Source organism: Nocardia sp. NPDC006982 (assembly GCF_042869435.1).
GTDB lineage: Bacteria > Actinomycetota > Actinomycetes > Mycobacteriales > Mycobacteriaceae > Nocardia.
In genome coordinates this window covers 1,679,728-1,702,085 of the sequence record NZ_JBIAFV010000001.1, presented here as the reverse complement: position 1 = coordinate 1,702,085, position 22,358 = coordinate 1,679,728, and the positions used below count along the sequence as shown (strand labels likewise).

Sequence of the window (22,358 nt, the reverse complement as noted above, 5' to 3'; positions counted from 1 at the left end):
CATTCGCCGATTGTCCGGCTGCCGGAGCAGGTCGGCCGCGGTGCGGTGCCGATGTTAGTGTCGGTGGATGACCGAAGACATCCGCTCTGGGCTCCGTATCGGGATCCTCGGTGCGGCGAGTATCGCGCCCGCGTCCCTGATCAAACCGGCCGAGCGGAATCCTGAGGTCGTCGTCGCGGCGGTCGCGGCCCGGGACCGGTCGCGCGCGGAGGGCTTCGCCCGCAAGCACGGCATCGCGCAGGCGTACGACAGTTATCGGGCGCTGATCGACGCGCCCGATCTCGACGCGGTCTATATCCCGCTGCCCAACGGCCTGCACGGTCGGTGGACCCGTGCCGCCGTGCAGGCCGGAAAGCATGTGCTGTGCGAGAAGCCGTTCACCGCCAACGCGGAGGAGGCGCGGGAGATCGCCGCGCTGGCGAGCGATTCCGATCGCGTGGTGATGGAGGCATTCCACTACCGCTACCACCCGCTGATAACGGCCGCCGAAAAGATCATCGCGTCCGGCGAATTGGGGACGTTGCTTCGTGTGGAAGCCGCGCTGAGCTTCCCGCTGCCGAAGTTCTCCGACATCCGCTACAACTACGACCTCGCGGGCGGGGCCCTGATGGATGCAGGCTGCTACGCGGTGCACATGGCTCGCGTGCTCGGCGGCGAGAACCCGGAAGTGACTGCCGCGCAGGCGAAGCTGCACGATGCGCGGATCGACCGTGCGATGACCGCCGAACTGCGCTTCCCGTCCGGGCACACCGGCCGCATCCGGTGCTCGATGTGGTCGTCGGACGTGCTGCGCATCGGCGCCACCGTCGTAGGTGAACGCGGCCGGATGCGGCTGATCAATCCGGTGCTGCCGCATCTGGGACATGTGCTGTCGGTTCGTTCGGAGAACGGGAGGCGGCTGCGGCGGTTCGGGAGTCGCGCCTCCTACGACTACCAACTCGACGCCTTCGCCGCCGCGGTGCTGCGCGGCGAGCCGGTGACCACCACTCCGGGCGATGCCGTGGAGACCATGAGTGTCATCGATGCCATCTACCGAGCCGCCGGCCTGCCGCTACGTCAGCCGAGCTGACGTCTCGTCCAGGAAGTCGACGATATATCCGAATACGTCCAGTGCCGCGCCGCGGCCGATGAACGTGTCGAGGTGGCCGTAGGAGGGAATCTCGATGTAGCGGACATCGACGTCCGGATTGCGTGCCGAAAGCACCTCGTAGCACAGCTTATTGGAATCGAGCCAGGCTTGGTTGCGGCTGCCGGACAGCAGCAGGACCGGACAGTCGATGCGATCGGCCCGGTTGAGCGCGTTCTCCGGGAGCGCACTGTAGCGCTCGTCGTCGACGTTCCACCGCAGGACGGCGTGCGCCAATTCCATCTGCCGTAGGTGCGGCAGCACCGACAGTGGTATCGCGCCGAACAGTTCGGCCAGCCTGTCGTGGGTGCGCGCGTCGAGGCGGTCGTGTTCGAACAGCTCGGCGCCCATACCCCAGCCGCCGTGGACCATGCGGCAGGTCGGGTCCGGGCAGTCGCCCTTGCGTGACAGCGCGGCGTAGAGCAGGGTGCGTTTGGACCACAGGCCGACCTTGCGGAAGTCGGATTCGAGGTGGGTGATGCGCGAGCCGATCAATTCGCTGCCCAGCAGCACGCGCATCCGCGTCGACGTGCTGACCTTCGGAGTCAAGAAGACGCCCTGCGCGACCACGCCTGCCAGTCCGGGCAGCAGCCCGGCCGTCATGCTCAGCGATAGGGCCAGCGCGCCGATGCAGTGCGCAACGACGAACAGCGGGCGGTCCCCGATCCGCGCCCTGATCTGCGCGACTGCCGCGGGCAGGTCGTAGAGCGCGACATCGTCGAAGGTGTAGGGCCTACCGGATGTGTTGTAGGGCAAGCGGGAACTACCGCGCCAGTCGAGCAGCCACGACTGGTAGCCCGCATCGCCCAGCACGTCGGTCACATTGCGAATCTCGGGAAGCGCGAACATCTCCGACGACACCCCGTGCCCGTGCACCAGCAGCACCGCAGGTGCGTCGGTGGGACCGACGCGACGCACTTCGAGGTCGATGCCGTCGGCGGTGCGGAAGGAAATCAGCTCTCCGGCACCGAGTTCCGGGCTGGGTGATCGCGTCACCGTCGGTGCTCCTTTCGCATGGCTCGGCGCAGATCCAGCAGATCGGTACCCACCCGGAGCACCGGTTCCAGCAGACTCTTTCCGAGTTGGCTGCCGAACCAGCTGAGCCACAACAGTTTCGCCAGGCGTTGCTGCCGTTCGGGCAGTCGTGGATCGATCTCGATGCCGTCGATCTGGTCGGGCAGATAGGTGTGCATCGGCACGGTGACCTCGCCGGTGTACGAGGCGGGCTCGCCGGTGCGTCCGATCTCGATCACCTGGGTTCCGAGCTGGCGCACCATGCGTCGCCGTGCCGCGGCGAATTTGTAGCCCTCCAACCACCAGGTATCGCCGGACGAATCACGCAGCGTCAGTTGGTAATGCATGATCGGGTGCCGTACTTCGTGGCGCAACGGGAGGCCGTCATGCGGTCGGACGGTCGCGGTGCCCTCGACCGTGAGCGGCTCGTCGTGCAGCCGAGAGCAGGTCAGCTCGCCGCTGACATCCAGGGTTCGTGTGCTGAACACCTGAGCGCTGCTCGCGACGGAAAGACCTAGCCGTAGCATGCAGGGGATGTCGGCGGTCCCGCCGATCGGGCCGACCGTCCCGGTGAGTGTTTCGTTGAACCGCAGGTAGGGCTCCTCGCCCGGCTGTGGTCCCATGCCCGCCATGGTGGCGAGCATCTTGCCGCGTGCCGCCGGACCGGGGGTGGCAGGCGCCGGCAGGCCGTTGGCGGACACGAAGGCATCGGTACGTGCGGCGGATGCGGGCGGCGCGGTCACCATCGCTGCCAGCTGTCGCCGGGCCACCGGACTTTGCAGTACCTGCGCCAGCGATTCCAGTTCCGGCACCGGTCCTTCCCTGATCGCTCGTACCGTGTCATCGCACCACTGCTCCCAGTGCTGCACGCGAATACCCAAGCCGCCCATGGTGGTTTCGGCGACCATTTGCTCGAGCGAGGTGGGTGCGCCGGTGAGGTGATAGGTGTGGCCCCAGGCGCTCGGGGTGCCGACGATCTGCGCGGCCACTCGGCTGACCCAATCCACCGGGGCGGCGTTGAGGTACCGGAATCCCGGTACGGTGCGAAAGCGCATCAGTGCCGCGGTGATCCCCGCGTTGAGATCACGCGGGTTGTGGGCACCGGTCTCCGGGTGGCTACCGATCCCGCCGGGCCGAAGGATGGTCACCACGAGTCCGTGTTCGCCCGCCCGGCGCAGTACAGCTTCGGCGGCCCATTTGGATCGGTCGTATCCGATCGGCAGCGCGGCGACATTGGCGGTCGGTTCGTCCTCGCCGAGCGTGGCGGCCTCGGATCCGTTGAACACCGCGAGTGAGGAGATGTGGTGCACTGGTTTCGGCCGGTCGGTGCAGGCCAGCTCCGCGAGGGTCAGCGGGCCGAGGACATTGGTCCGGCGCAGCGACGGATAGCCGCGCAGGAAATCTACCGCGGCACCCGCGTTGACGATCGAATCGACGTCCGCGGCAAGGGTTTCCCAACGTTCGTCGGACAGGCCGAGGTGGGGGAGGCGTAGGTCGCCCGCCAGCGGCGTCACGCGCCGCAGTACCTCTCGTGACCAGGGGAGTGCGAAGCGCCGTAGGGCGTGCTCCAGCCGCCCGGTGGCGGCCTGATCGTCGACGGCGCGGACCAGGCACACCACGTGGGCCTGGCTGTGCCGCAACAGATCCAACAGCAGGTGACTGCCCAGAAATCCGGTGGCCCCGGTCAGCAGAATGCGGCGCGGCGCGACCGGATCCGGCGCTGCTACGAGCGGCAATCGGTCGGCGCCCGCGAGATCGACGAAGAGTTGAGCGAGGTCGTCGGTATCGGCGAAGAGTCGGTCGACGTCGTCGGTGCCGGGTTTTGCCGCTAGCCGCGACGGTGCTGATTCCGGGTGGTCGGCCAGCCAGCGGTGCGCCAGCCTGCGCGGGCGGGCGTCGAAGAACACCGTGTCGAGATCCGGGTGGATATCGAGCTCGCGTGCGAGTGCCGCAACCAATTCCACTGCGGCGAGGGAGGTTCCGCCCGCGTCGAAGAAGTCGGTGTCGGCGTCGATGGGCGTCTCGGTGAAGCGATTCGCCAGCTCGGTGATCGCGGCAGCCAACGCGTTGGCGTCCCACTGTCGCGCGCCGCCCCCTGTCTCGACCTGCGGTGCGCGCGGTGCCTCGATCACAGGTGCGGCGCCGGTACGTGCGAGCAGGGCGGCGATATCCATTCCGGCAGTGCCCCGTTCGAGAACTTCACCGCGTGCGCGACGGTCGACGGCCGCGTTACGGACAGCCATCCGCTCGTCCGGCGCGCGTTGGTCGGTGCCCGGGGTGTGGACGGCCGTTCGCTCGTCAGGGCTGGTCACCCGGTCACCTCCTCGTCATTCGCCTGCATCTCCCAGGAACGGAACTCTCGGAGGCGATCCGGTGTCACCGACACCTCCAGTTGCGGTTCATCGGGGGTTTCGCCCAGCATGCGCGCCGCCAATCGGCGAGCGGGTTCGTTGCGGGCGGTGCGTTCGACCGATATCCGTACCGTCGAGCAGCCGAGGGCATCAGCCCTGTCCGCGCACCAGCTCAGCAGTCGTTCCTCGACGCCGCGGCCGAGGGCGCGGCAGCTGAGTTGCCAGCCGCGAACCCACAGGGTGCCCGCATCCTTCCGTAGCGCGAGTACCGAGATCAGCCCGTAGTCGCCGAAGCGGTCGCGCGCCGTCGCGGTCCAGAGCTCGCCCTCGTCGCGCCACCGATCGAGATCGTCGACGGTGACGGCGGCAAGGGTGAACTGAGTGGTCCGCCGCACGAGTTGTCGTGCGCGCTCGATCGTGGCTTCGGTCAGCGGCTCGATTTCGACCTCGAGGTTCAGTCGGTCGAGGAACTCCGCGAATTCCGTGGCGGCGCGGGCACTGTCGCGCTGTTGTTCCTGCCGGTAGAAGTCGGCTCGCGCGCGGTCTTCTACCGTCGCCGCGATCGGCACCATCGGCCACAATCGCGTGATAAACGCTTCCAGTTCGTCGGCGGGCGGACACGTCACCGACAGCACCTCGGGTAGTTGCGCGCGCATGCGCGCCACTTCGACTGGGTTGTCGTCGAGATAGCAGAAGCTGTCGAGGCCGAGCCGCAATGTGCGTGCGACCTCCTCCAGTCGCTCGGGCTTACCGTCCCAGCCCGCGGAGATCGCGGCGAAATCGTCGCGACGCAGCGGGCTGTCGGGTCGGTCCAGGATGGCGTCGACGATATCGTCGTCATTGTTCGTCACCAGCACCAGCAGCGTTCCCGCCGCGCGCCACTGCGCGAGCCGCCGGGCGAGTGCTCGGCGTGGCTCATCGAAAGCCACAGCGGCGGAACCGATCTCGCCCGCAGTACCGCTCCACAAGGTGTCGTCGCCGTCTACCGCGATCACCTTCGGCGCTGGTTCGGTCACGACGCCGACGGTCGCGGCGAGGGTGAGCGCCACCGCCGCCTGGAATTCGGGGGAGAAGGGCAGGTGCGCCAGGAGTTCGGTCCGGTCGTCGAAGGGGTTTTCCACCTGGTGGTGGCGCAGCCACTCGCGCGGTTCCAGCACCGCGACGCCGGGAATCTCATGCAGGCGTTCGGCGACGAGCCGCTCCCACACGAGCAATCGTTCCTCCGGCCCGGCAGATGGCAGGATGCCGACGACGACCGGCCTACGCGTGCGTTCGGCCACCTCGCGCACGGCCGCCGGATAGTCGGCGGCGAGCTCGGTGAGCAGGTCGTCGGAAATCGCGCCGAACCGTTCCAGATCCGCCGCACGCAGCAGGACGATGACCAGCCCCGTCGAGGGCTGCGCGAAGACGCCCGACGGATCATGCAGGCACGACAGCACATGGTGATAGGGCGCCTCCGTGATGGTGATCTCGGTGGCATCCGACGCCGCCGCCACCAGCAACTCGGGCAGCCGGCCCAGCGCGAATGTCGCACCCAGTGCCGCACGAACACCAGAAACCTGCTGTTGCCCAAGTGTTTCGGGCCGTACCGGCGCTTCGGGATCGGCGACTACGGCCGCGACCGTCTCCAGGTATTCCGCGCCGAACTCGGCGCAGGTCCGCGCGTCGATGATGTCGCTGTTATAGGTGAACCACACCTGGCCGGTATCCGGCAGCACCGCCACCATGAGGTCGAGATCGGAGTAGCCGGTGCTCACCGGAACGACATCGACCGGCGCGACGGCGGAGTTGGCGCGCAGGTAGTTGAAATACACCTCGATCATCGGCGCGTTGTCGCGATACAGGCCCTCGGTGGCCAGCGCGGCGAGTACATCGGCGAAGCCCGCGCCGGGCGCGAGCAGATTCCGCAGCCGCTCACCTGTGCGTCGCAGCACGTCGGTGACGAGGTCACCGGCCGGGACGGCCGCCGGGAACGGCACGGGCACACCGAAATACCCGACGGCGTCGGTGGCGTCGGCGTGCATGCGGGTATCCACCGGGACTGCCACGGCGAACCGGTCGACCTGCTGCCGACGTGCCAGCGCGATAGTCAGTGCGCCGAGGAAGACCGCGGCCGGTGTGAGGCCGAGGTCGCGGGCGCGGTCCGCGACCCGGTCGTGCAATCCGGCGGGCATGTCGAGCGCGATCGCTCCCGCACCGTAGCTGCGTTGGGCCGGACGCGGATTCGCCAGGGTCAGCTCGAGTCGGCGCGCTCCGGAGAAGGCCTCGCGCCATCGCGTGACGGCGGCATCGGTAGCGGCGCGCTTGTTCAGCTGTGCGGCGAGTAGCTGATGCATGTCACGGTTGGTCACGACGTCGTCGAGCTGCGCACCGGACAGTTCAGCGGCGAGTTCGCCCGCGACGAGCAGCATCGACTGCACATCGCTCATGCTGTGATGCGCGCCGAAAAGCAGTACCTGGTTGCCGGATTCGGCGTTCAGCAGTTCGAAGCGCCAAAGTGGACCTGTCTCCAGGTCGAACGGCTGGGCCATCAGCTCTCGGAAATGCTCCTCGACGATCGTGCCACCGAGGTGGTCGAGGTCGCGCCAACCGGCCAGGTCTCCTGGCTCACGACGAATCTCGAGCTGCCGTCCGTGCTCCTCGCTGCGCCGAATAGTGGTGCGCAGCACGGCATGTCGGTGGGCCAGTCGTGTGAGTGCCTGCTCCAGTCGCTCTCGGGTGATCGGCGCGGCCAGTCGCACGGCGACACCGCCGGTCTGCGCTGCGCTCGGGATACCGAGCTGTTCGGTCCGCAGCAGACGCATCATGTCCCTGGTCACCGGCAGCACCTCGACCTCGGGTACCTCGGCGGCCACGGCGTCGGAAGCGCCGGTATCGGCCTGCTGTGCCACCGCGTCGACGAGATAGCGGGCGAAGTCGGTGAGATTCTGGTCGGCGAGGATCGTGCCGAGTGGCACCGTGATTCCGGTGTGCTCGCGCACCTTGTTGCGCAGTTCGATCGCCATCAACGAATCCAGACCCAGACTCTGGAAGGTCTCCTCGGCGCCGACCGACTCGGCGCCTGTATGGCCGAGCACCTGCCCGGTCCACTCGGCTGCCGCGGCCATTGCCATGGCGATCGCCTCCGCTCGCGGTGCGGCCCGAAGTTGTTCGGCGAAGCGCGATCCCGCCGCCACGTCGACAGTCGCGACGTCGGCTATGGCCCGGCGCTGCGCGCGGCGCACGAGCCCGCGCAGCAGCGGCGGGACGGCGGGCGCACGCCGCAGCACGTTGGTGTCGAGCAGCAGGGGGACCAGCATCGGGTCGCCGAGCTGAAGCGCGGCATCGAAACAGGCCATACCCTGCGGCACCGAGAACGCGCGAATGCCCGCGCGCTCGATACGCCGAATGTCGGCCTGCGCGTAATGGTCGTGCATATCGACCTCCCACGCGCCCCAGGCCAGTGACTGCGCGGGCAACCCGCGTGCTCGGCGGCGCAGCGCCAGTGCGTCGAGATAGGCGTTGGCCGCCGCGTAGTTGGCCTGTCCTGGCGTGCCGAACAATCCGCCCGCCGCGGAGAACAGCACGAACATCGACAGCTCCTGCGCCGCCGTCAGCTCGTGCAGATGGTGTGCCGCATCGACTTTCGGACGCAGCACGCGGCCGAGCCGCTCGGGCGTCAGCGAGCTGAGTACACCATCATCGAGTACACACGCCGCGTGGACCACACCGGCCAGCGGCATACCGTCGAGCAACTGCGCCAGTGCCGACCGATCGGTGATATCGCAGGCTGCGAATCGCACCCGCGCACCGCGGCTTTCCAGGTCGTCCCGCAACTCACGCCCACCCGGGCCATCGATACCGCGGCGACTGACCAGCACCAGGTCTCGGGCACTGTACGCGTCGACCAGATGACGGGCCAGCGCCGAACCGAGCCGCCCTGGCGCCCCGGTGACCAGCACGGCACCGTCCCCGAGCGACATCCGGCCGTCCGACGCTCGCGCTGTGGTCTCCGGCAGCCGAACCAGCCGCGGCAGGAACGCCACCCCGTCACGCACGGCCAACTGGGGTTCGCCGGTGGCGAGGAGTGCGGCGATGTCCTCTTCGGGGTCGGCCGTGTCGATCAACACGATGCGGCCCGGATTCTCCGACTGCGCCGAACGCACCAGCCCCCACACGACCGCACCCGCCGGATCCGGTACTTCCGTGCCGGACCCTCCACGAGCTGTTGAAGGTGCGGCCACCGCATCGCGAGTAACCGACACCGCGCCACGCGTGCGCACGACCAGCGTCGTCTTCTCGAATCGACCATCGCTGAGGAACGTTTGCAGCGCGGTCAGGATGTGCTGGGCCGCGTCGTGCACCTGTTCCGGCGAATCACCCTCGGGCACCGGCAGAATGATCGCGTCGGCAGTTGGCGGCTCGGCGGAATTCCACTCGCTCAGCGTGAGTGAGCGGTCCGGCACAGGTAGCGCGAGTTCCGACCACTCCATCCGGAACAGGCGACGGTACGCGGGCGCGAGCGATGCCGCATCCCACTGTCCGGCGGCGACCGGTCGCAACAGCACCGACCCCACCGATACCACCGGTCGTCCGGTCCGGTCGGTCGCGGACATGGTGAGGGTGTCGGCGCCCGACCGGGTCAGCCGGACGCGCAGTGCGGTGGCGCCCGAGGCCCACAGCGCCACGTCGGTCCACACGAACGGCAGCATGGCGTGTTCGCCGTCGGCGGCGAACAGGGCGGTGGCGTGCAATGCGGCATCCAGCAGTGCTGGATGGATACCGAACTTCGCGGCGTCGCCATGAGCGGATTCGGCGAGTTCTACCTCGACGAAGATTTCATCGTCGCGTCGCCAGGCCGTCCGCATCGCACGGAACAGCGGACCGTAGTGGTGGCCGCGCGTATACAGCTCGGAGTACAGGCCGTCGACGTCGACGCGTTCCGCGTCTGCGGGCGGCCACGCCGACGAATCGACTTGCGGTGGAACAGGTTCGGACTCTTCGGCCAGGACGCCGTCGGCGTGCAGCGTCCACCGGGTATCCGGATCGTGTTCGTCGCGGGCGTAGATGCGCACCGTCCGGCGGTCATCGGCGTCGACGCCACCGACCACCGTCTGGATCTGCAAGGCTCCACGTTCGGGGACAAGCATCGGGGCGCGCAATACCAGCTCCCGCACCACCGGGCTGTCCACCTCGTCGCCGGCACGGACGGCCAGTTCGACCAATGCCGCGCCGGGCAACAGTACCGCGTTCGGGCCCGCGTGATCGGCCACCCACGCCTGCAGTTGACGCGACACCCGGCCGGTCAAGATGACGCCATCCGAATCAGGCTGCGGCACAACGGCACCCAGTACGGGGTGGGTGACGTCTCCGAGCCCGAGCGAGGTGGTATCACGGTGCACTCGGTCGGTCCAGAACCGCCGCTCGTCGAAGGCGTAGGTGGGCAGGTCCACCCGCCCGTATTCGGGAACCATACTGGTCCAGTCGAGTTCGTGACCCGCGACGTAGAGTTCGGCCTGCGCCCTGGCCAGGCAGGTCGGTCCGTCTTGGTCTCGTACCAGCGAACCCACGGCCGCCACCTCGCGCGCGAGGTCCTCCGATACCGTCTTGACGGCTGCGGTCAGCGACGGATGTACCCCCAGTTCGACGAAATACCGGAATCCGTCGGCGATCATGCGCTCGATCGTGGGCGCGAACCGCACGGTTTCGCGCGCGTTCCGATACCAGTAGTCGGGCCCGATCGTCCCGCTCGTCACCGGCTCGCCCGACACTGTCGAATACCATTGCGTCGCAGGCAAATTCGTGGCCATATCGGCCAGCTCCGCTGTCAGCGGTTCACGGATGGATTCGATCAACCGGCTGTGCCCGGCGAAGCCGGTACCCGAGCCGCCGAGCCGCGTGTAGATGCCCGCATGGTTCAGCTCGGCCAGCAGTTTCTCGACCGCGGCCTGCTCGCCCGCCACGATCGTCGAACGGCGCACGTTGACCGCCGCGATCGACACCCGGCCGTCGAAGCCTGCCAGCCGCCGGCTGACCTCGGCTTCGGGCAGTCCGACCATCGCCATCGCGCCCGCTCCGCGGATGGCCTGCATCAGGCGGCTGCGCGTGACGATAATCCGTGCGGCATCGCTCAATTCGATGGCACCGGCGCAGTAGGCAGCGGCGACCTCGCCCTGACTGTGACCGATCACCGCATCCGGGATGACGCCCGCCGCTCGCCAGGTGGTCGCGAGCGCGGCCATGGTCGCGAACAACAGCGGCTGCACTACGGGAAAATCATCGAGGTCCGCGGCGGTCATGGTGGTCAACTTGTCCACCAGCGACCAGCCGGTGTGTGCGCCGAAAGCCTTGTCGCACTGCTCGAATTCCGCGCGGAACTCCTCGGAGTACGTGAGCATATCGCGCGCCATACCGACCCACTGCGTGCCCTGCCCGGGGAAGACGAAGGCGGTCTTGGCGTTGGTGAGCACCGCACCGGCGCCGACCACGACATTCTCCGACGACCCGCCGTCCACCAGATCGCGCAGCGCGCCGACCATCTCATCCCGATCGGCCGCCACCACCACCGCACGACGCTCGAACTGGGTGCGCTGCAACGCTAGTGCGCGCGCGACCTGCCCCGGCTCCAATCGCGGGTCGGTAACCACCAGTTCGAGCAGCCGCTCGGCCTGACCGTGCAACGACGCCTGACTGCGAGCCGAAATCGGCAGCAGCGCAACACTCCGGTCGTCGGCTGACGTGTCCGGCACAACCATGGGCTCGGGCGGAGCCTCCTCGAGGATCAGGTGCGTGTTCGTGCCGCTGAGTCCGAAAGCACTCACACCGGCACGACGCGGCCGATCACCCCGTCGCCATGGCATGGGCTCGGCCGCGACCGCCACACCGCTTCGCTCCCAATCGACCAGCGGTGCCGGCACACTCGCGTTCAAGGTGGCGGGGATTCGTTCGTGCTGCAGTGCGAGCACAAGTTTGATGACACTGCCCACGCCCGCCGCGGCCTGGGTGTGCCCGACATTGGATTTCAGCGACCCGATACCGAGTGGCCGAGCCGGGTCACGACCCGGCCCGAATACCCGTGTCAGTGCCCGGGCCTCGATCAGATCCCCGAGCGCCGTACCGGTGCCGTGCGCCTCGACGTAGTCGATATCGTGCGGCGCCAGACCCGCGACACGCAGCGCCGAGCGCAGCACCTGCTCCTGCGCCGCGCCGTTGGGGGCGCTCAGCCCCTGGCTGCGGCCGTCCTGATTGACGGCGGAACCACGAATGACCGCGAGCACCCGGTCCCCGTCGCGGCGAGCATCGCTGAGCCGCTTCAACAACAGCAGACCAGCGCCCTCGGCCCACACTGTCCCGTCCGCGTCGGCGGAGAACGGCGCACACCGGCCGCTCGGCGACAGCACACCCAATTTGCACAGTTCGATATGGGCGATCGGTGACATCAGCAGCGTGGCGCCGCCCGCCAAGGCGAGATCACATTCTCCCGCCCGCAGCGCCTGCATCGCCGAGTGCATCGCGACGATCGACGAGGAGCAGGCAGTGTCCATGGTGACCGCCGGACCGTGCAGCCCCAGCGTGTAGGAGATCCGCCCGGACGCGACACTCGGCGACAGTCCGGTTCCCACTTGGCCGTTCAGCTGTTCCGGCGCCGGATCGGCAAGATAGCCAGTGCCGTACACGCCGAGGTACACGCCGGTCGCGCTGCCGTGCAGGGTGCGCGGATCGCGCCCCGATCGTTCGATCGCCTCCCAGCTGAGCTGCAACATCATCCGCTGCTGCGGATCCATTACCGCGGCCTCACGCGGGCCGATTCCGAAGAAGGCGGCGTCGAAGCGATCGATGCCGTCGACATATCCGCCGCGGAAGGTATATGCCTTGCCGGTCGCGGAGGTATCGGGGTCGTACAGCCCGTCGATGTCCCAACGGCCCGCGGGCATGTCGGTGAGCGCGTCGCCGTTGCCGTCCAGCAGCCGCCACAGGGCCTCGGGTGAATCCGCCGCTCCGGCGTATCGGCAGGACATCGAGAGAATCGCGATCGCGTCGTCGGAGTCGTCCGCGGTCTCCGCCTCGGGAGCGGCCGCACCCGACTCGATCGGCGCGGCGGGCGCCAGTGCCGTGACCACACCGTCGATCGTGGGCTGGTCGAAGAACAGATTGGTGTCGATGAAGCGTCCGACGAAATCCGACAGCTCGACCACCAGCTCCACCAGATCGTGTGAGCCCAAACCGAATTCGACCAGTGGCAGATGCACATCGATGCGTTCCGGATCCAGCGCCGCGTGCCGCGCGATCTCCGTCACCAGCCAGGATCGGATCGCTTCCGTGGACGGCTCCGCGGCAGACCGATCCGCCGACTCCTCGGTCGCCGTATCCGATTCGTAGTCGTTCAGTTCGTCCTCCGGCGACCGCATGGGGCCCGCCGTCAACGTGAGCAATTCGCCGGACAGATACGCCGCCAGGCACGCCGAACGCTGGATCTTCCCACTGCTGGTCTTGAATATGGTGCCCGGTCGAATCAGCAGCACCGTCGCGAGCGTGAGCCCGTGCTCGGTCGCCACCGCGCCGCGCACGGCGACCTCGACCTCGGCCAGTTCGCCGGGATCCTCGCCGCGCACCTCGGCCAACACAACCGGCTGCTCGCCGGTCGGCCCGAGATCGACGGAGAAGGCCGCGACACATCCGGCCCGGATACTGTCGTGCGCGGCCTCGACGGTCGATTCGATGTCCTGCGGATAATGATTACGGCCGTCGACGATCAACAGATCCTTGCGTCTGCCGGTGACGAACAACTCGCCACTGGAGAGGATTCCGAGGTCCCCCGTGCGGAGGAAGCGGCGACCGTCACCGGGCAGCGTTGCCCCGAACACCTCGGCGGTGGCCTGCTGGTCACGGAAATAGCCTGCGGCGACACTGTTTCCGGCGACCCAGATTTCGCCTTCGACCCCGTCGGCGCATTCGGCGCCCTTCTCGGGGTCGACGACCGCGATCGACATTCCCTCGGCCGCCCGCCCGACACCGACCAGTTCGGCACGGCGTCCGGGGCCTCCAAGGGCATCGCCCCCCGGAACCTCACGAAGCGTCGGCGGCACGGCGGTGGACGGCGCGGTCACGATCAGGGTGGCTTCGGCCAGACCGTAGACCGGCTGGTGGGCTTCGGCGCGGAATCCGGCCCGTCCGAAGGTGTCGGTGAACCGCCGCACCGTCGCGGCCCGCACCGGTTCGGAGCCGTTGAACGCCACCCGCCAGCTGCTCAGGTCGAGTCGATCGATCTGCTCCGGTGTGATCCGACGTACGCACAGTTCGTAGGCGAAGTTGGGGCCACCGCTGGTGTGGGCGCGATAGGTGGCGATCGCCTGCAGCCACTGCTCGGGACGCTGGAGGAAATGCAGCGGCGACATCAGCACCGAATTGGCGCCGAGATAGATCGTGTGCAGCAGCGGCGCGATGAGTCCCATGTCGTGGTACATCGGCAGCCAACTGGCGAACAGGGCGCCGTCCCATGAGTCGGCGAACGCGCGGTCGTGCCCGAGCCCTGCCGCGATCGCCCGCTGGTTGTGCAGCAGATTTTCATGGGTGAGCAGTACCCCGCGCGGCGCGCTGGTCGAGCCGGAGGTGTATTGAATGAACGCGACCGAATCCGGGCCGAGATCCGGCTCCCCCCACCGCGATGCCTCTTCGCTTGCGATCTCGTCGGTGGCCAGCCACGGCACATTCGCCAACTCGGGAATCTCCGCACACAGCGCCGCCGAATCCGCGACAACCCGCCGCGGCGCCAGCACCACATCGACCTCGGCGTGCGCCACCATCCGCCGCAGCCGACGCAGCGCGCGGTTCTCCCATTCGGGCAGCGGCGCGGGAACGGCGACCACACCGGCCGCCAGACATCCGAAGAACGCTTCGGCGAACTCCATGCCTGCCGGGTACAGCAACAGCGCCCGCCGAGGCATCGAATCCTGCAGTGCGGCACCGATCGCCCGAGTACGAACACCCAGGTCTGCGTACGAGATTTCGCGGACGACACCATCGACATCACCGCTGTCCAGGAACCGGTACACCACATCGGTCGGCCGATTGTCGACCTGAGCGAACAGTGTCTGGACGAAAGTGTTGAGCACGAACTACTTCCTCTGACAGTGAAATCCGAGATTCGGCCGTTCCTGGTTCCCCGATCTACGGGAACATGGCATGCGGCGCGTTGCGACTAACAGCGTCACAATATAGCCATCGTTACGCCATTTTCCCGGGGCGGCAAATTCGACGTAGCCGCCGTGCGCCCCGAAAAATAGGGGCAGCAGCCATTCGATGTCCGTTGTCGCTGTGGGGATTTCGAGTTTGCGCATTGTCGAGCCAACGGTGAGTATGGCTACGTGTCAGACACCTTGGTCTCGCTGCACCAACTTCCTCGACTACGTACCCGCCATCTCGGGCAACTCGGAGGACTGCTGCGCCCCGGCACCCACAGTTCCCCCTTGCTGCAACTCGGGAAACGGTTCGTCGTTTCGCCGCCGGGATTCCCGACCATGCTTGTCACCCACGACATGGACGATGTTCGAGAACTGTTCGCCAACCACGACGACTTCTCGATCGGGCAGGTGCTGAGCCGGTTATCCAGCCACGACATGATGTTCGGCAAACAGACGTTGATCTTCCTCGACGGCGACGAGCACCGCCGCGAGCGCCGGCTGTTCTCTCCGCCGTTCCAGAACAAGGCACTGCGGTCCTACGAAGATCTCATGGTCGAGGTGGTCGAGCGCGAACTGCCCACCTGGCCGGTCGGTGAACCGATCGAGTTCTTGAAGGTCGGCTACGACCTGGCCATCGGTGTGCTGCTCGGCGTCGTCTTCGGTGACGTGGCTCCGGCCCGCAGGGACCGACTCAAGCGGGCGGTGAGCGAGTGGTTCGGGGAGATCGAAAGTCGCGGCTTCCTCGCCGTCACGTTGCTCACGCCGCTGTTCGGCGGATACACCCCGCCCTACCCGCCGCTCGGTCGCCGCCAAGCCGATGTCGACGCCGTCATCATCGAGGAGATCGCCGCCCGCCGGTCCGACCCCGACTACGCGAACAACCGGAAAGATGTGCTGTCACGGTACGTCGGCACCGATCTGGATCAGCACGACGACGCCGCGCTGGCCCGCAACCTGCGCGGCATTCTGCTCGGCGCCTACGAGACCACCGCGATCACGCTCGGCTGGATCGCCGCCATGCTGGCCGGCCACCCGGCGGCCATGGCCGAACTGGACGCAGCGGCCGACTCCGGCGACCAAGCCAGGCTCGATGCCTACCTGGACGCCGTGGTCGCCGAAACGATGCGGCTGCGCCCGGTGTCCCCGTTCACCGGCCGACGAGCGCTACGCGACACCGTGATCAACGGTGTCCACATCCCCAAGGGAGCCATCGTCATCGTCCCGATCCTGCTCATTCACGAATCAGAACAGCACTACCAGGACCCGATGGTCTTCCGCCCCGAACGCTTCCTCGACGAGCGACCGAACGGACACACCTGGCTGACATTCGGCGCCGGTCCGCATCGCTGCCTGGGCGCCCAATTCGCCCTCGCGGAAGCGCGCATCCTCTTCCGCACTGTCCTCGAACATCGCCGCATCGACACGGTCCCCGGCCCGGTCGAACCCCCACGCCGCTACCACACCGGTCTCAGCCCCGCCCACAACGCCCGGATCACCCTGCTGCCCCGCTGACATGCCTTCGCGTTGTGATCGCCCGTGGGAGGATCCACGGCGAAGCGATCGCAGTCGTCGTTCTATTCTCTGGGACGGCTCCGGGTGGCAGCCTGCCCAATTCGTCAGGCGGGCAGCCTCTTCCTTCTTCTTGTAACACGAATTTCGCTGTCAGACGTGGGGCCGCCGGGCAGTCCTGAAGTGGATGGCTATAGAGCACGGGAGAGCGTGGACGAGGGGGAGGAAATTGGTGCTTACGCCCCAAAGATACTGGGCAAGATTACTTCCAATCTGGAGCATTCCTCACCGAACTCGAACAGCGGCTGGCGCGCTCGAGACATCACGCACATAGCGCCGCGTATGCCTCACGATCAAGCAGGCTCAACCGCCTGGCACGATTCCTAAAGGCTTCAGATCGGTTGGGCAGTAAATCTTCTCAGCGCGTGCCCGTCCGCACCCGGAGTTGCCCGCGAATGCCGGCACGACACCTTGCTGGAGCGCCGGCTCTACCGGGAGTAGCCGATCACGAAATGTGTGCCAGACCCGGAATTCGAAGAGCGTCGACACCGTGAGACCACTCGAACTCCAAAAATGGGGGTCAGTCAGGGGTTCGAGTTCGAGTCCCCTTAGCTCCACTCGTCGGAGGCGAGCGTTCGCGAGAGCGCTCGCCTTTCTCGTTCGGCGTGCCGTTCGGGGCGCAGCCCTGAAAGCCGCCCGGCGGGCGCTGCCCTTGGACCCCTGATGCGCCAGTAGTTATTGGTGTCAGATGGCTGCGATTCCTTTGCACGACCACTCGGGTCTCTATTGCGAGAGGTGCCCACCGACTGGGGTGGCACGTTCGCGACCGAAGGGAAAACCATGACCGCAGGCAATGCCTCCAGCGCCTCGGCCGAGGCGGATACCGCCATCCGCGCCGTCTTCGACGACGCCGTCGCGGCTTGGGCGAAAGGCGACACCGAAGCTTTTGTCAGCTGCTATGCCGAGGGTGCGACCGTTATCCTACCGGGCATCTACCTGCCGAATCGGGATGGCATTCGAGCAGCGATGGGGGCTGCTTTCGCGGGCCCACTGAAGAACTCGCGGCGCGTCCACGAAGTGCAGAACATCCGGTTTCTCACCCCGGATACGGCCATTGCGATCACCAAGAGTGTCACGGTCCTTTCCGGTGCCGACGTACCTCCGGCCGAACTCTGGGAATGGTCGACATGGGTGCTCGCCCAGCATTTCGGGCAGTGGCTGTTCGAGACGTGCCATGCGAGCCCCCCCAACAGGCGGCCTCTCTACCGGTGAATCTCGGCCGCTGTGAGGGTCCACACCAATGACACCGGCCACTGCCGAAGGAGCTGCCATGCAACCGACAGTCTCGCCCGAGATCGACCGGAATGAGTTTCTGCGCGAGGCCGAGATGTACAGGGGGGAACTGATCGCGCACTGCTACCGGATGGTGGGGTCCGTCCACGAGGCCGAGGATCTCGTCCAGGACGCCTACCTGCGTGCCTGGCGCAGCTGGGAGTCGTTCGAGGGACGCTCATCGGTACGCGCTTGGCTGTATCGGATCGCGACCAACGTTTGTCTGACGGCGGTGGCGGGCCGGCAGCGCCGGGTCCTGCCATCCGGACTTGGTCCGGCCATGACGGAATTCGCTGAACCGGTTGAGCCCGGTCCGCTCTGGCTCGAACCCTTTCCTGACCGGCTCTCAGATAGTTCGGACCCCGCCGAGATCGTGGCGTCCCGATCCAACCTGCGTCTGGCGCTGGTGGCGAGCCTGCAGCATCTGCCGCCACGCCAGCGAGCTGTGTTCATCCTGCGCGAAGTGCTCGCCTACCCGGCTGCAGAAGTCGCCGACATGCTGGAGATGAGCGTCGTGGCCGCCAAAAGCGCGTTGCAGCGCGCCCGAGCCAAACTCGATCAGGTGACACCGAGAGATGATGCCGTGATCGAGCCGGATTCACCGCAGGCCCGTGCCCTGCTTCAGCGATACATGGAGGCGTTCGAGTACGCCGACATCGCCGCCCTCACCGAATTGTTGCGACACGACGCCACTCTCGAATCCGTTCCTTTGCGCTCGTGGCAGTCGGGTAAGCGGTCGTGTGTCGCACAGCTGGCTCGGTGGGTCCTCGGAGAGGCCGGGCACTTCCGGATGTATCCGACAATCGCCAACGGTCAGCCGGCAGCTGTCGCCTACTTTCGCGGGCATCTCGACGACGAGTTCGTCGCGTTCGGGGTGGCGGTCCTGGCTATCGACGGTCACCATGTCACCGGCATCACGGCATTCCTCGATCCCACGCTGGTGCCTGCGTTCGGATTCCCGGAGATCGCCGGGTCGCTGACCGGTGAGGTTCGGTGAGCCCGATTCCTCTTACCTGCGGGCATGGTCTCAACCAGTGACACGCCAGCCGCGTGTGCCCACAGTCGCGAAAGGACCGGCGCACAGTGAAACTCAGCTTTTATCTCCCGACCGGAACCACTCAGGAATTCTACGGCTACACCGACCCGGTGGCAGCGTTCGAGACGATCCGCGGACTCGCCGTCACCGCCGATCAGTGTGGTTTCGAAACAATCTGGGCTCCAGATCATTTCATGCCTTTCGGGCCACCCGGCGCGTACGTGTTCGAGGTGTGGACCACGCTCGCCGCGCTGGCCCGGGAGACCACGAGCATCAAGCTCGGCCAACTGGTGACTGGCAACGGGTACCGAAACCCGACCCTGTTGGCGAAGATGGCCTCGACCCTCGACGTCATTGCCAACGGGCGCTTGCAGTTCGGCATCGGAGCGGGCTGGTACGAGGACGAGTACCGCGCCTTCGGTTACGACTACCCGGCCACAGCCGAGCGGATGCGTCGACTCGAGGAATCGCTGCAGATCATCACATCAATGTGGACCGGGCAGGCAACCAGCTTCGACGGCAGCCACTTCCGGGCCGACCGGGCGATCAATCAGCCGCGTGGTGCGCAAGAACCACATATTCCGATCATGATCGCCGGCGGCGGCGAGAAGGTCACGCTCAAGCTCGTCGCCAAATACGGCGATCTGTGCAATGTGCAGGAACCACCGGACGACGTCTCCCGTAAATACGGCATCCTTGCCAAGCACTGCACCGACATTGGGCGAGACTTCTCCACGATCACAAAGACTTCCACGTCCTACTGCATCATCGCCGATACCGACGAACAAGCCCGAGCGGCAGTCCCGCCGTGGGCTCCGATGGTCTTTCCCGGCCAACTTGCCGACTACGGACTCGTGGGCACACTCGACACGATCGGCCGACGACTCGATGTCTATGAGCGGGCGGGAGTCGATGAACTGATCGTCGGATTCGCCGATGCCCTCAACCCAGAAACACTGCGCACCTTTGCCTCCGCGTTCATTCGCAAATGAACCAGCCGGCACGGTCCGCATCTGGTACCGCCGGACCCGGATTTCTTCATGGCGGCTATGGGGCCGCATGCTCGAGACAAGGAACCCAAGAATGATCCTGATAACAGGCGCGACAGGTCGTCCCGGCTCGGCGACCGTATTCCCTGCTCACCACGACAGGCCACGAAGGTCGCAGCTACTCGATGACGGGACCAGAAGCTCTCGGCATGGTCGACATTGCGCGGCACATCTCTGCCGCAGTAGGTCGCCAGATCCGCTACGTCGACGTACCACCCGAGGACAAACAGCGTGAGTGGATTGCCGCAGGCTACCCGCCAGAACGAGCGATGGCGTTCGGCCAACTGTTCGCCGAGCGTCGAGCACTGGGCCGGGCCGCCGTACAACAGGACACCCACGACAGGCTGAGCGTTGTGCCGACGACGTTCACGGAATTCGCGATGCGAAACGCTGCTGTGTTCCGCGGCGAAGCCGATTATGCCGTGACGCCCGGCTGAGGTCGGCAGCCATTGGGGTGGCGGGTCGGCGAACCCATAGAGTCGCTGCCGTTCCATGGCCGACCACTACCAGAGAGTTCGGGTTGTGGAGCGTTGGGCCCACTCGTAGGAGGCTCATGCTCACGGAGAGCATGAGCCTTTCTCGTTCCGTGTATTGCCGAGGGGACGACCCCCGAGCCGCCCGAACCGGCCTTTTTCATGGCTGGATCTTCTAATTCGAGGCGGACGGGGAGACCGAATAGCCGGAACAGCTCGGGGTTGAGATGGAGGTCGATTCCGGCGATGCGGGTGTCGCGCAAGGTGAGGATATGGATTGCGAAGGCCGAGTAGTCTGTGCGGCCGACGGCCGTGTGGTAGCTCGCGAATGCTGGAGATCCGTTGGCGTGCAATGGAACAACACGGGAATCTGCGCAGGGGTTGGGGTCGCGGGCGAACCAGCGGCCGATCTCGTCGGCTCCGGACAGCCATAGGCGGTACGGTGGCATGGACAGTGTGGCGTCCTCGTGCAGCAGCCCGATGAGTGCGTCGATATCGCTCCGTTCGAATGCCTCGACGTACCGGCGCAGCAGCGTGGTCTGACCGGCGTCGAGCTGATTCACACGGGAATCGGCGGGGGTGAGGCCCGAGAGCTTGGTTCGGGCGCGACGCAGCATACCGTTGGCGGCGGCAACGGTGGTGTCCAACAGCTGGGCCACCTCATTGGCGCGCCAGCGCAGTACATCGCGAAGAATCAGCACGGCACGCTGCTGCGGCGAAAGGTGTTGCAGCGCGGCGACGAACGCGAGCCGCACGGTGTCCCGCAGGATCGCCAAATCGGCGGGATCGGCGTCGGCGGGCAACACCAGGGTATCGGGCGCCGGCTGCACCCAAGTATCGCCGGGATCGGCCTCGCCAAGGCTCACGTCCGCGTTGCCCGCCGGGCCCACGTGCATGGGCAGCGCCCGACGCCCTCGTTGCTGGAGCATATCCAGACACACATTCGTGGCGATGCGGTAGAGCCAGACTCGCAGTGAGGCCCGACCTTCGAACCCGTGCATGCCACGCCAGGCCCGCAGCAATGTCTCCTGGACCGCGTCCTCGGCGTCAAAGGGCGATCCCAACATGCGGTAGCAGAAGCCGGCGAGCTCTTGGCGATATCGCTCGTGGATCTGGATCAGCGCGGCATCAGCTCGCGCGGCCATGCTGCTGGTCACCCGTCGGAGAACGCGAGTTCGGTCTTCAGGATTCCCGTCGACGCACTGTGGTCAGTTCTCGGGATCGGTGCGGTCTACATCAGTGGGTGCGGAATTCGCCGCATTGCCAGCGAAGGAGATATTCGATGATCCTGATTACCGGAGGAACCGGTCTGACCGGCTCGGCTGTGGTGCGAGAGTTCGTTCGGCAGGGGAGGCCTGTCCGGGTATTGGTGCGGAATCGGGTGAAGGGGGACGAACTGGGCAGGGTAGCGGGGATTGAGGTGGTGCACGGCGATCTCTTGGATCCGGAATCCCTTGGCGCGGCGGTGCACGGCGTGGACAAGTTGATGCTGATCTCCAGTGCGGACGACGACATGGTCCAAGCGCAGCTGAACATGATCGATGCGGCGAAAGCCGCGCATGTGCATCACATCGTCAAGGTGTCCGGACTCGGAGCCGAACTGGACTCTCCGTTTCGCTTCGGTCGCATGCATGCGGAAATCGAGCGGTATCTCGCGAGTTCGGATGTGCCGTGGACGTTTCTGCGACCGAGCCAATTCATGCAGGTCTACTATCGTGAAGTGCCGACGATGCAGGCGCGGGGCTTCTTCGCACAGCCGCTTGGGGAAACCCGCCTTGCCCCAGTGGATGTCGACGATGTGGCCAAGGTGGCCTATCAGGTGCTGCACAGTGATGGCAACGAAGGCGCGTGCTTCGAGTTGACCGGGCCGGAAGCGTTGCCTATGACCGAGGTCTGCGCGGTGCTGTCCGAGGTGATCGGTAATTCGATCACCTATGTGGATATCGATCCGGCCGCGAAGATGGAACAGATGATCGCCGCGGGCATTTCGGAACGCTTCGCGAAGGACCTTGATGATCTCTTCGCCCTGCGGCGCGCGGGTGGTCCGGAATCGCAGCCGCACGTAGAGATCTTCGGTCGCTTCGGAATCCGGCCGACATCGTTCGCGGAATTCGCCAAGCGCAACGCTGCGATCTTCCGGGGCGAGACCAGCCCGGCCAATCTGTGGGCATCAGGCTGGCAGACGGCCGCCCCGGCCTGAGCGAGGCGGTTGCCGGTCATCGGCGACCACCCGTTGTGTTCAGAGCTCTAGTCGCAACAGGCTTGATATGAATCTCAGGACCGGCGGCAACCAGAGTGTTCGGGTGGT

At 66.5% G+C, this 22,358-nt stretch carries 11 protein-coding genes; 7 read left to right on the top strand and 4 right to left on the bottom strand.

Going from position 1 to position 22,358, the window contains the following annotated elements; all coding sequences use genetic code 11:
- Nucleotides 1–67: 67 nt before the first annotated feature.
- Nucleotides 68–1,069, top strand: a complete 1,002-nt coding sequence (locus ACFYOW_RS07645; protein ID WP_387285483.1) for a Gfo/Idh/MocA family protein — start codon at nucleotides 68–70, stop codon at nucleotides 1,067–1,069.
- Here ACFYOW_RS07645 and ACFYOW_RS07640 read toward each other — a convergent pair.
- The 3 genes from ACFYOW_RS07640 to ACFYOW_RS07630 are packed head-to-tail and all read right to left on the bottom strand — an operon-like array spanning nucleotide 1,052 to nucleotide 14,582.
- Complete coding sequence (locus ACFYOW_RS07640; RefSeq protein WP_387285481.1) at nucleotides 1,052–2,122, bottom strand: alpha/beta hydrolase; 1,071 nt, start codon at nucleotides 2,120–2,122, stop codon at nucleotides 1,052–1,054. The genes ACFYOW_RS07645 and ACFYOW_RS07640 overlap by 18 nt on opposite strands.
- The gene (locus ACFYOW_RS07635; protein WP_387285479.1) at nucleotides 2,119–4,452 is read right to left on the bottom strand and encodes a thioester reductase domain-containing protein; all 2,334 of its coding nucleotides are present in this window, start codon (nucleotides 4,450–4,452) and stop codon (nucleotides 2,119–2,121) included. Before ACFYOW_RS07635 ends, ACFYOW_RS07640 begins: the two co-directional genes overlap by 4 nt.
- Nucleotides 4,449–14,582, bottom strand: a complete 10,134-nt coding sequence (locus tag ACFYOW_RS07630) for an HAD-IIIC family phosphatase (RefSeq protein WP_387285477.1) — start codon at nucleotides 14,580–14,582, stop codon at nucleotides 4,449–4,451. The genes ACFYOW_RS07635 and ACFYOW_RS07630 overlap by 4 nt, the downstream gene beginning before the upstream one ends.
- Before the next feature lie 252 nt (nucleotides 14,583–14,834).
- On the opposite strand from ACFYOW_RS07630, the gene ACFYOW_RS07625 reads away from it, so the two are divergent.
- From ACFYOW_RS07625 to ACFYOW_RS07605, 5 genes are all read left to right on the top strand, one after another.
- Nucleotides 14,835–16,163, top strand: coding sequence for a cytochrome P450 (locus ACFYOW_RS07625; RefSeq protein WP_387285475.1), 1,329 nt, complete (start codon nucleotides 14,835–14,837; stop codon nucleotides 16,161–16,163).
- A gap of 792 nt (nucleotides 16,164–16,955) precedes the next feature.
- Complete coding sequence (locus ACFYOW_RS07620) at nucleotides 16,956–17,432, top strand: SgcJ/EcaC family oxidoreductase (RefSeq protein ID WP_387285473.1); 477 nt, start codon at nucleotides 16,956–16,958, stop codon at nucleotides 17,430–17,432.
- A 58-nt stretch (nucleotides 17,433–17,490) separates the two neighbouring features.
- On the top strand, nucleotides 17,491–18,489 hold the full coding sequence (locus ACFYOW_RS07615) for a sigma-70 family RNA polymerase sigma factor (protein ID WP_387285472.1): 999 nt from the start codon (nucleotides 17,491–17,493) through the stop codon (nucleotides 18,487–18,489).
- Between the two features lie 86 nt (nucleotides 18,490–18,575).
- Nucleotides 18,576–19,520, top strand: coding sequence for an LLM class F420-dependent oxidoreductase (locus ACFYOW_RS07610; RefSeq protein ID WP_387285470.1), 945 nt, complete (start codon nucleotides 18,576–18,578; stop codon nucleotides 19,518–19,520).
- Nucleotides 19,521–19,702: 182 nt separating this feature from the next.
- Nucleotides 19,703–20,014, top strand: coding sequence for a hypothetical protein (locus ACFYOW_RS07605; protein WP_387285468.1), 312 nt, complete (start codon nucleotides 19,703–19,705; stop codon nucleotides 20,012–20,014).
- On the opposite strand, the gene ACFYOW_RS07600 is transcribed toward ACFYOW_RS07605, so the two are convergent.
- The gene (locus ACFYOW_RS07600; RefSeq protein ID WP_387285466.1) at nucleotides 19,993–21,195 is read right to left on the bottom strand and encodes a sigma-70 family RNA polymerase sigma factor; all 1,203 of its coding nucleotides are present in this window, start codon (nucleotides 21,193–21,195) and stop codon (nucleotides 19,993–19,995) included. The genes ACFYOW_RS07605 and ACFYOW_RS07600 overlap by 22 nt on opposite strands.
- Nucleotides 21,196–21,332: 137 nt before the next feature.
- Here ACFYOW_RS07600 and ACFYOW_RS07595 point away from each other — a divergent pair, with 137 nt between their 5' ends.
- Nucleotides 21,333–22,250, top strand: a complete 918-nt coding sequence (locus tag ACFYOW_RS07595) for an SDR family oxidoreductase (RefSeq protein WP_387285464.1) — start codon at nucleotides 21,333–21,335, stop codon at nucleotides 22,248–22,250.
- Nucleotides 22,251–22,358: the final 108 nt, after the last annotated feature.

Bases quoted from the DNA above. Each gene is read 5' to 3' on its own strand.
- ACFYOW_RS07595 (WP_387285464.1), top strand. From the start codon at position 21,333: ATGATCCTGATTACCGGAGGAACCGGTCTGACCGGCTCGGCTGTGGTG.
- ACFYOW_RS07615 (WP_387285472.1), top strand. From the start codon at position 17,491: ATGCAACCGACAGTCTCGCCCGAGATCGACCGGAATGAGTTTCTGCGC.
- ACFYOW_RS07600 (WP_387285466.1), bottom strand. From the start codon at position 21,195: ATGGCCGCGCGAGCTGATGCCGCGCTGATCCAGATCCACGAGCGATAT.
- ACFYOW_RS07605 (WP_387285468.1), top strand. From the start codon at position 19,703: ATGACGGGACCAGAAGCTCTCGGCATGGTCGACATTGCGCGGCACATC.
- ACFYOW_RS07645 (WP_387285483.1), top strand. From the start codon at position 68: ATGACCGAAGACATCCGCTCTGGGCTCCGTATCGGGATCCTCGGTGCG.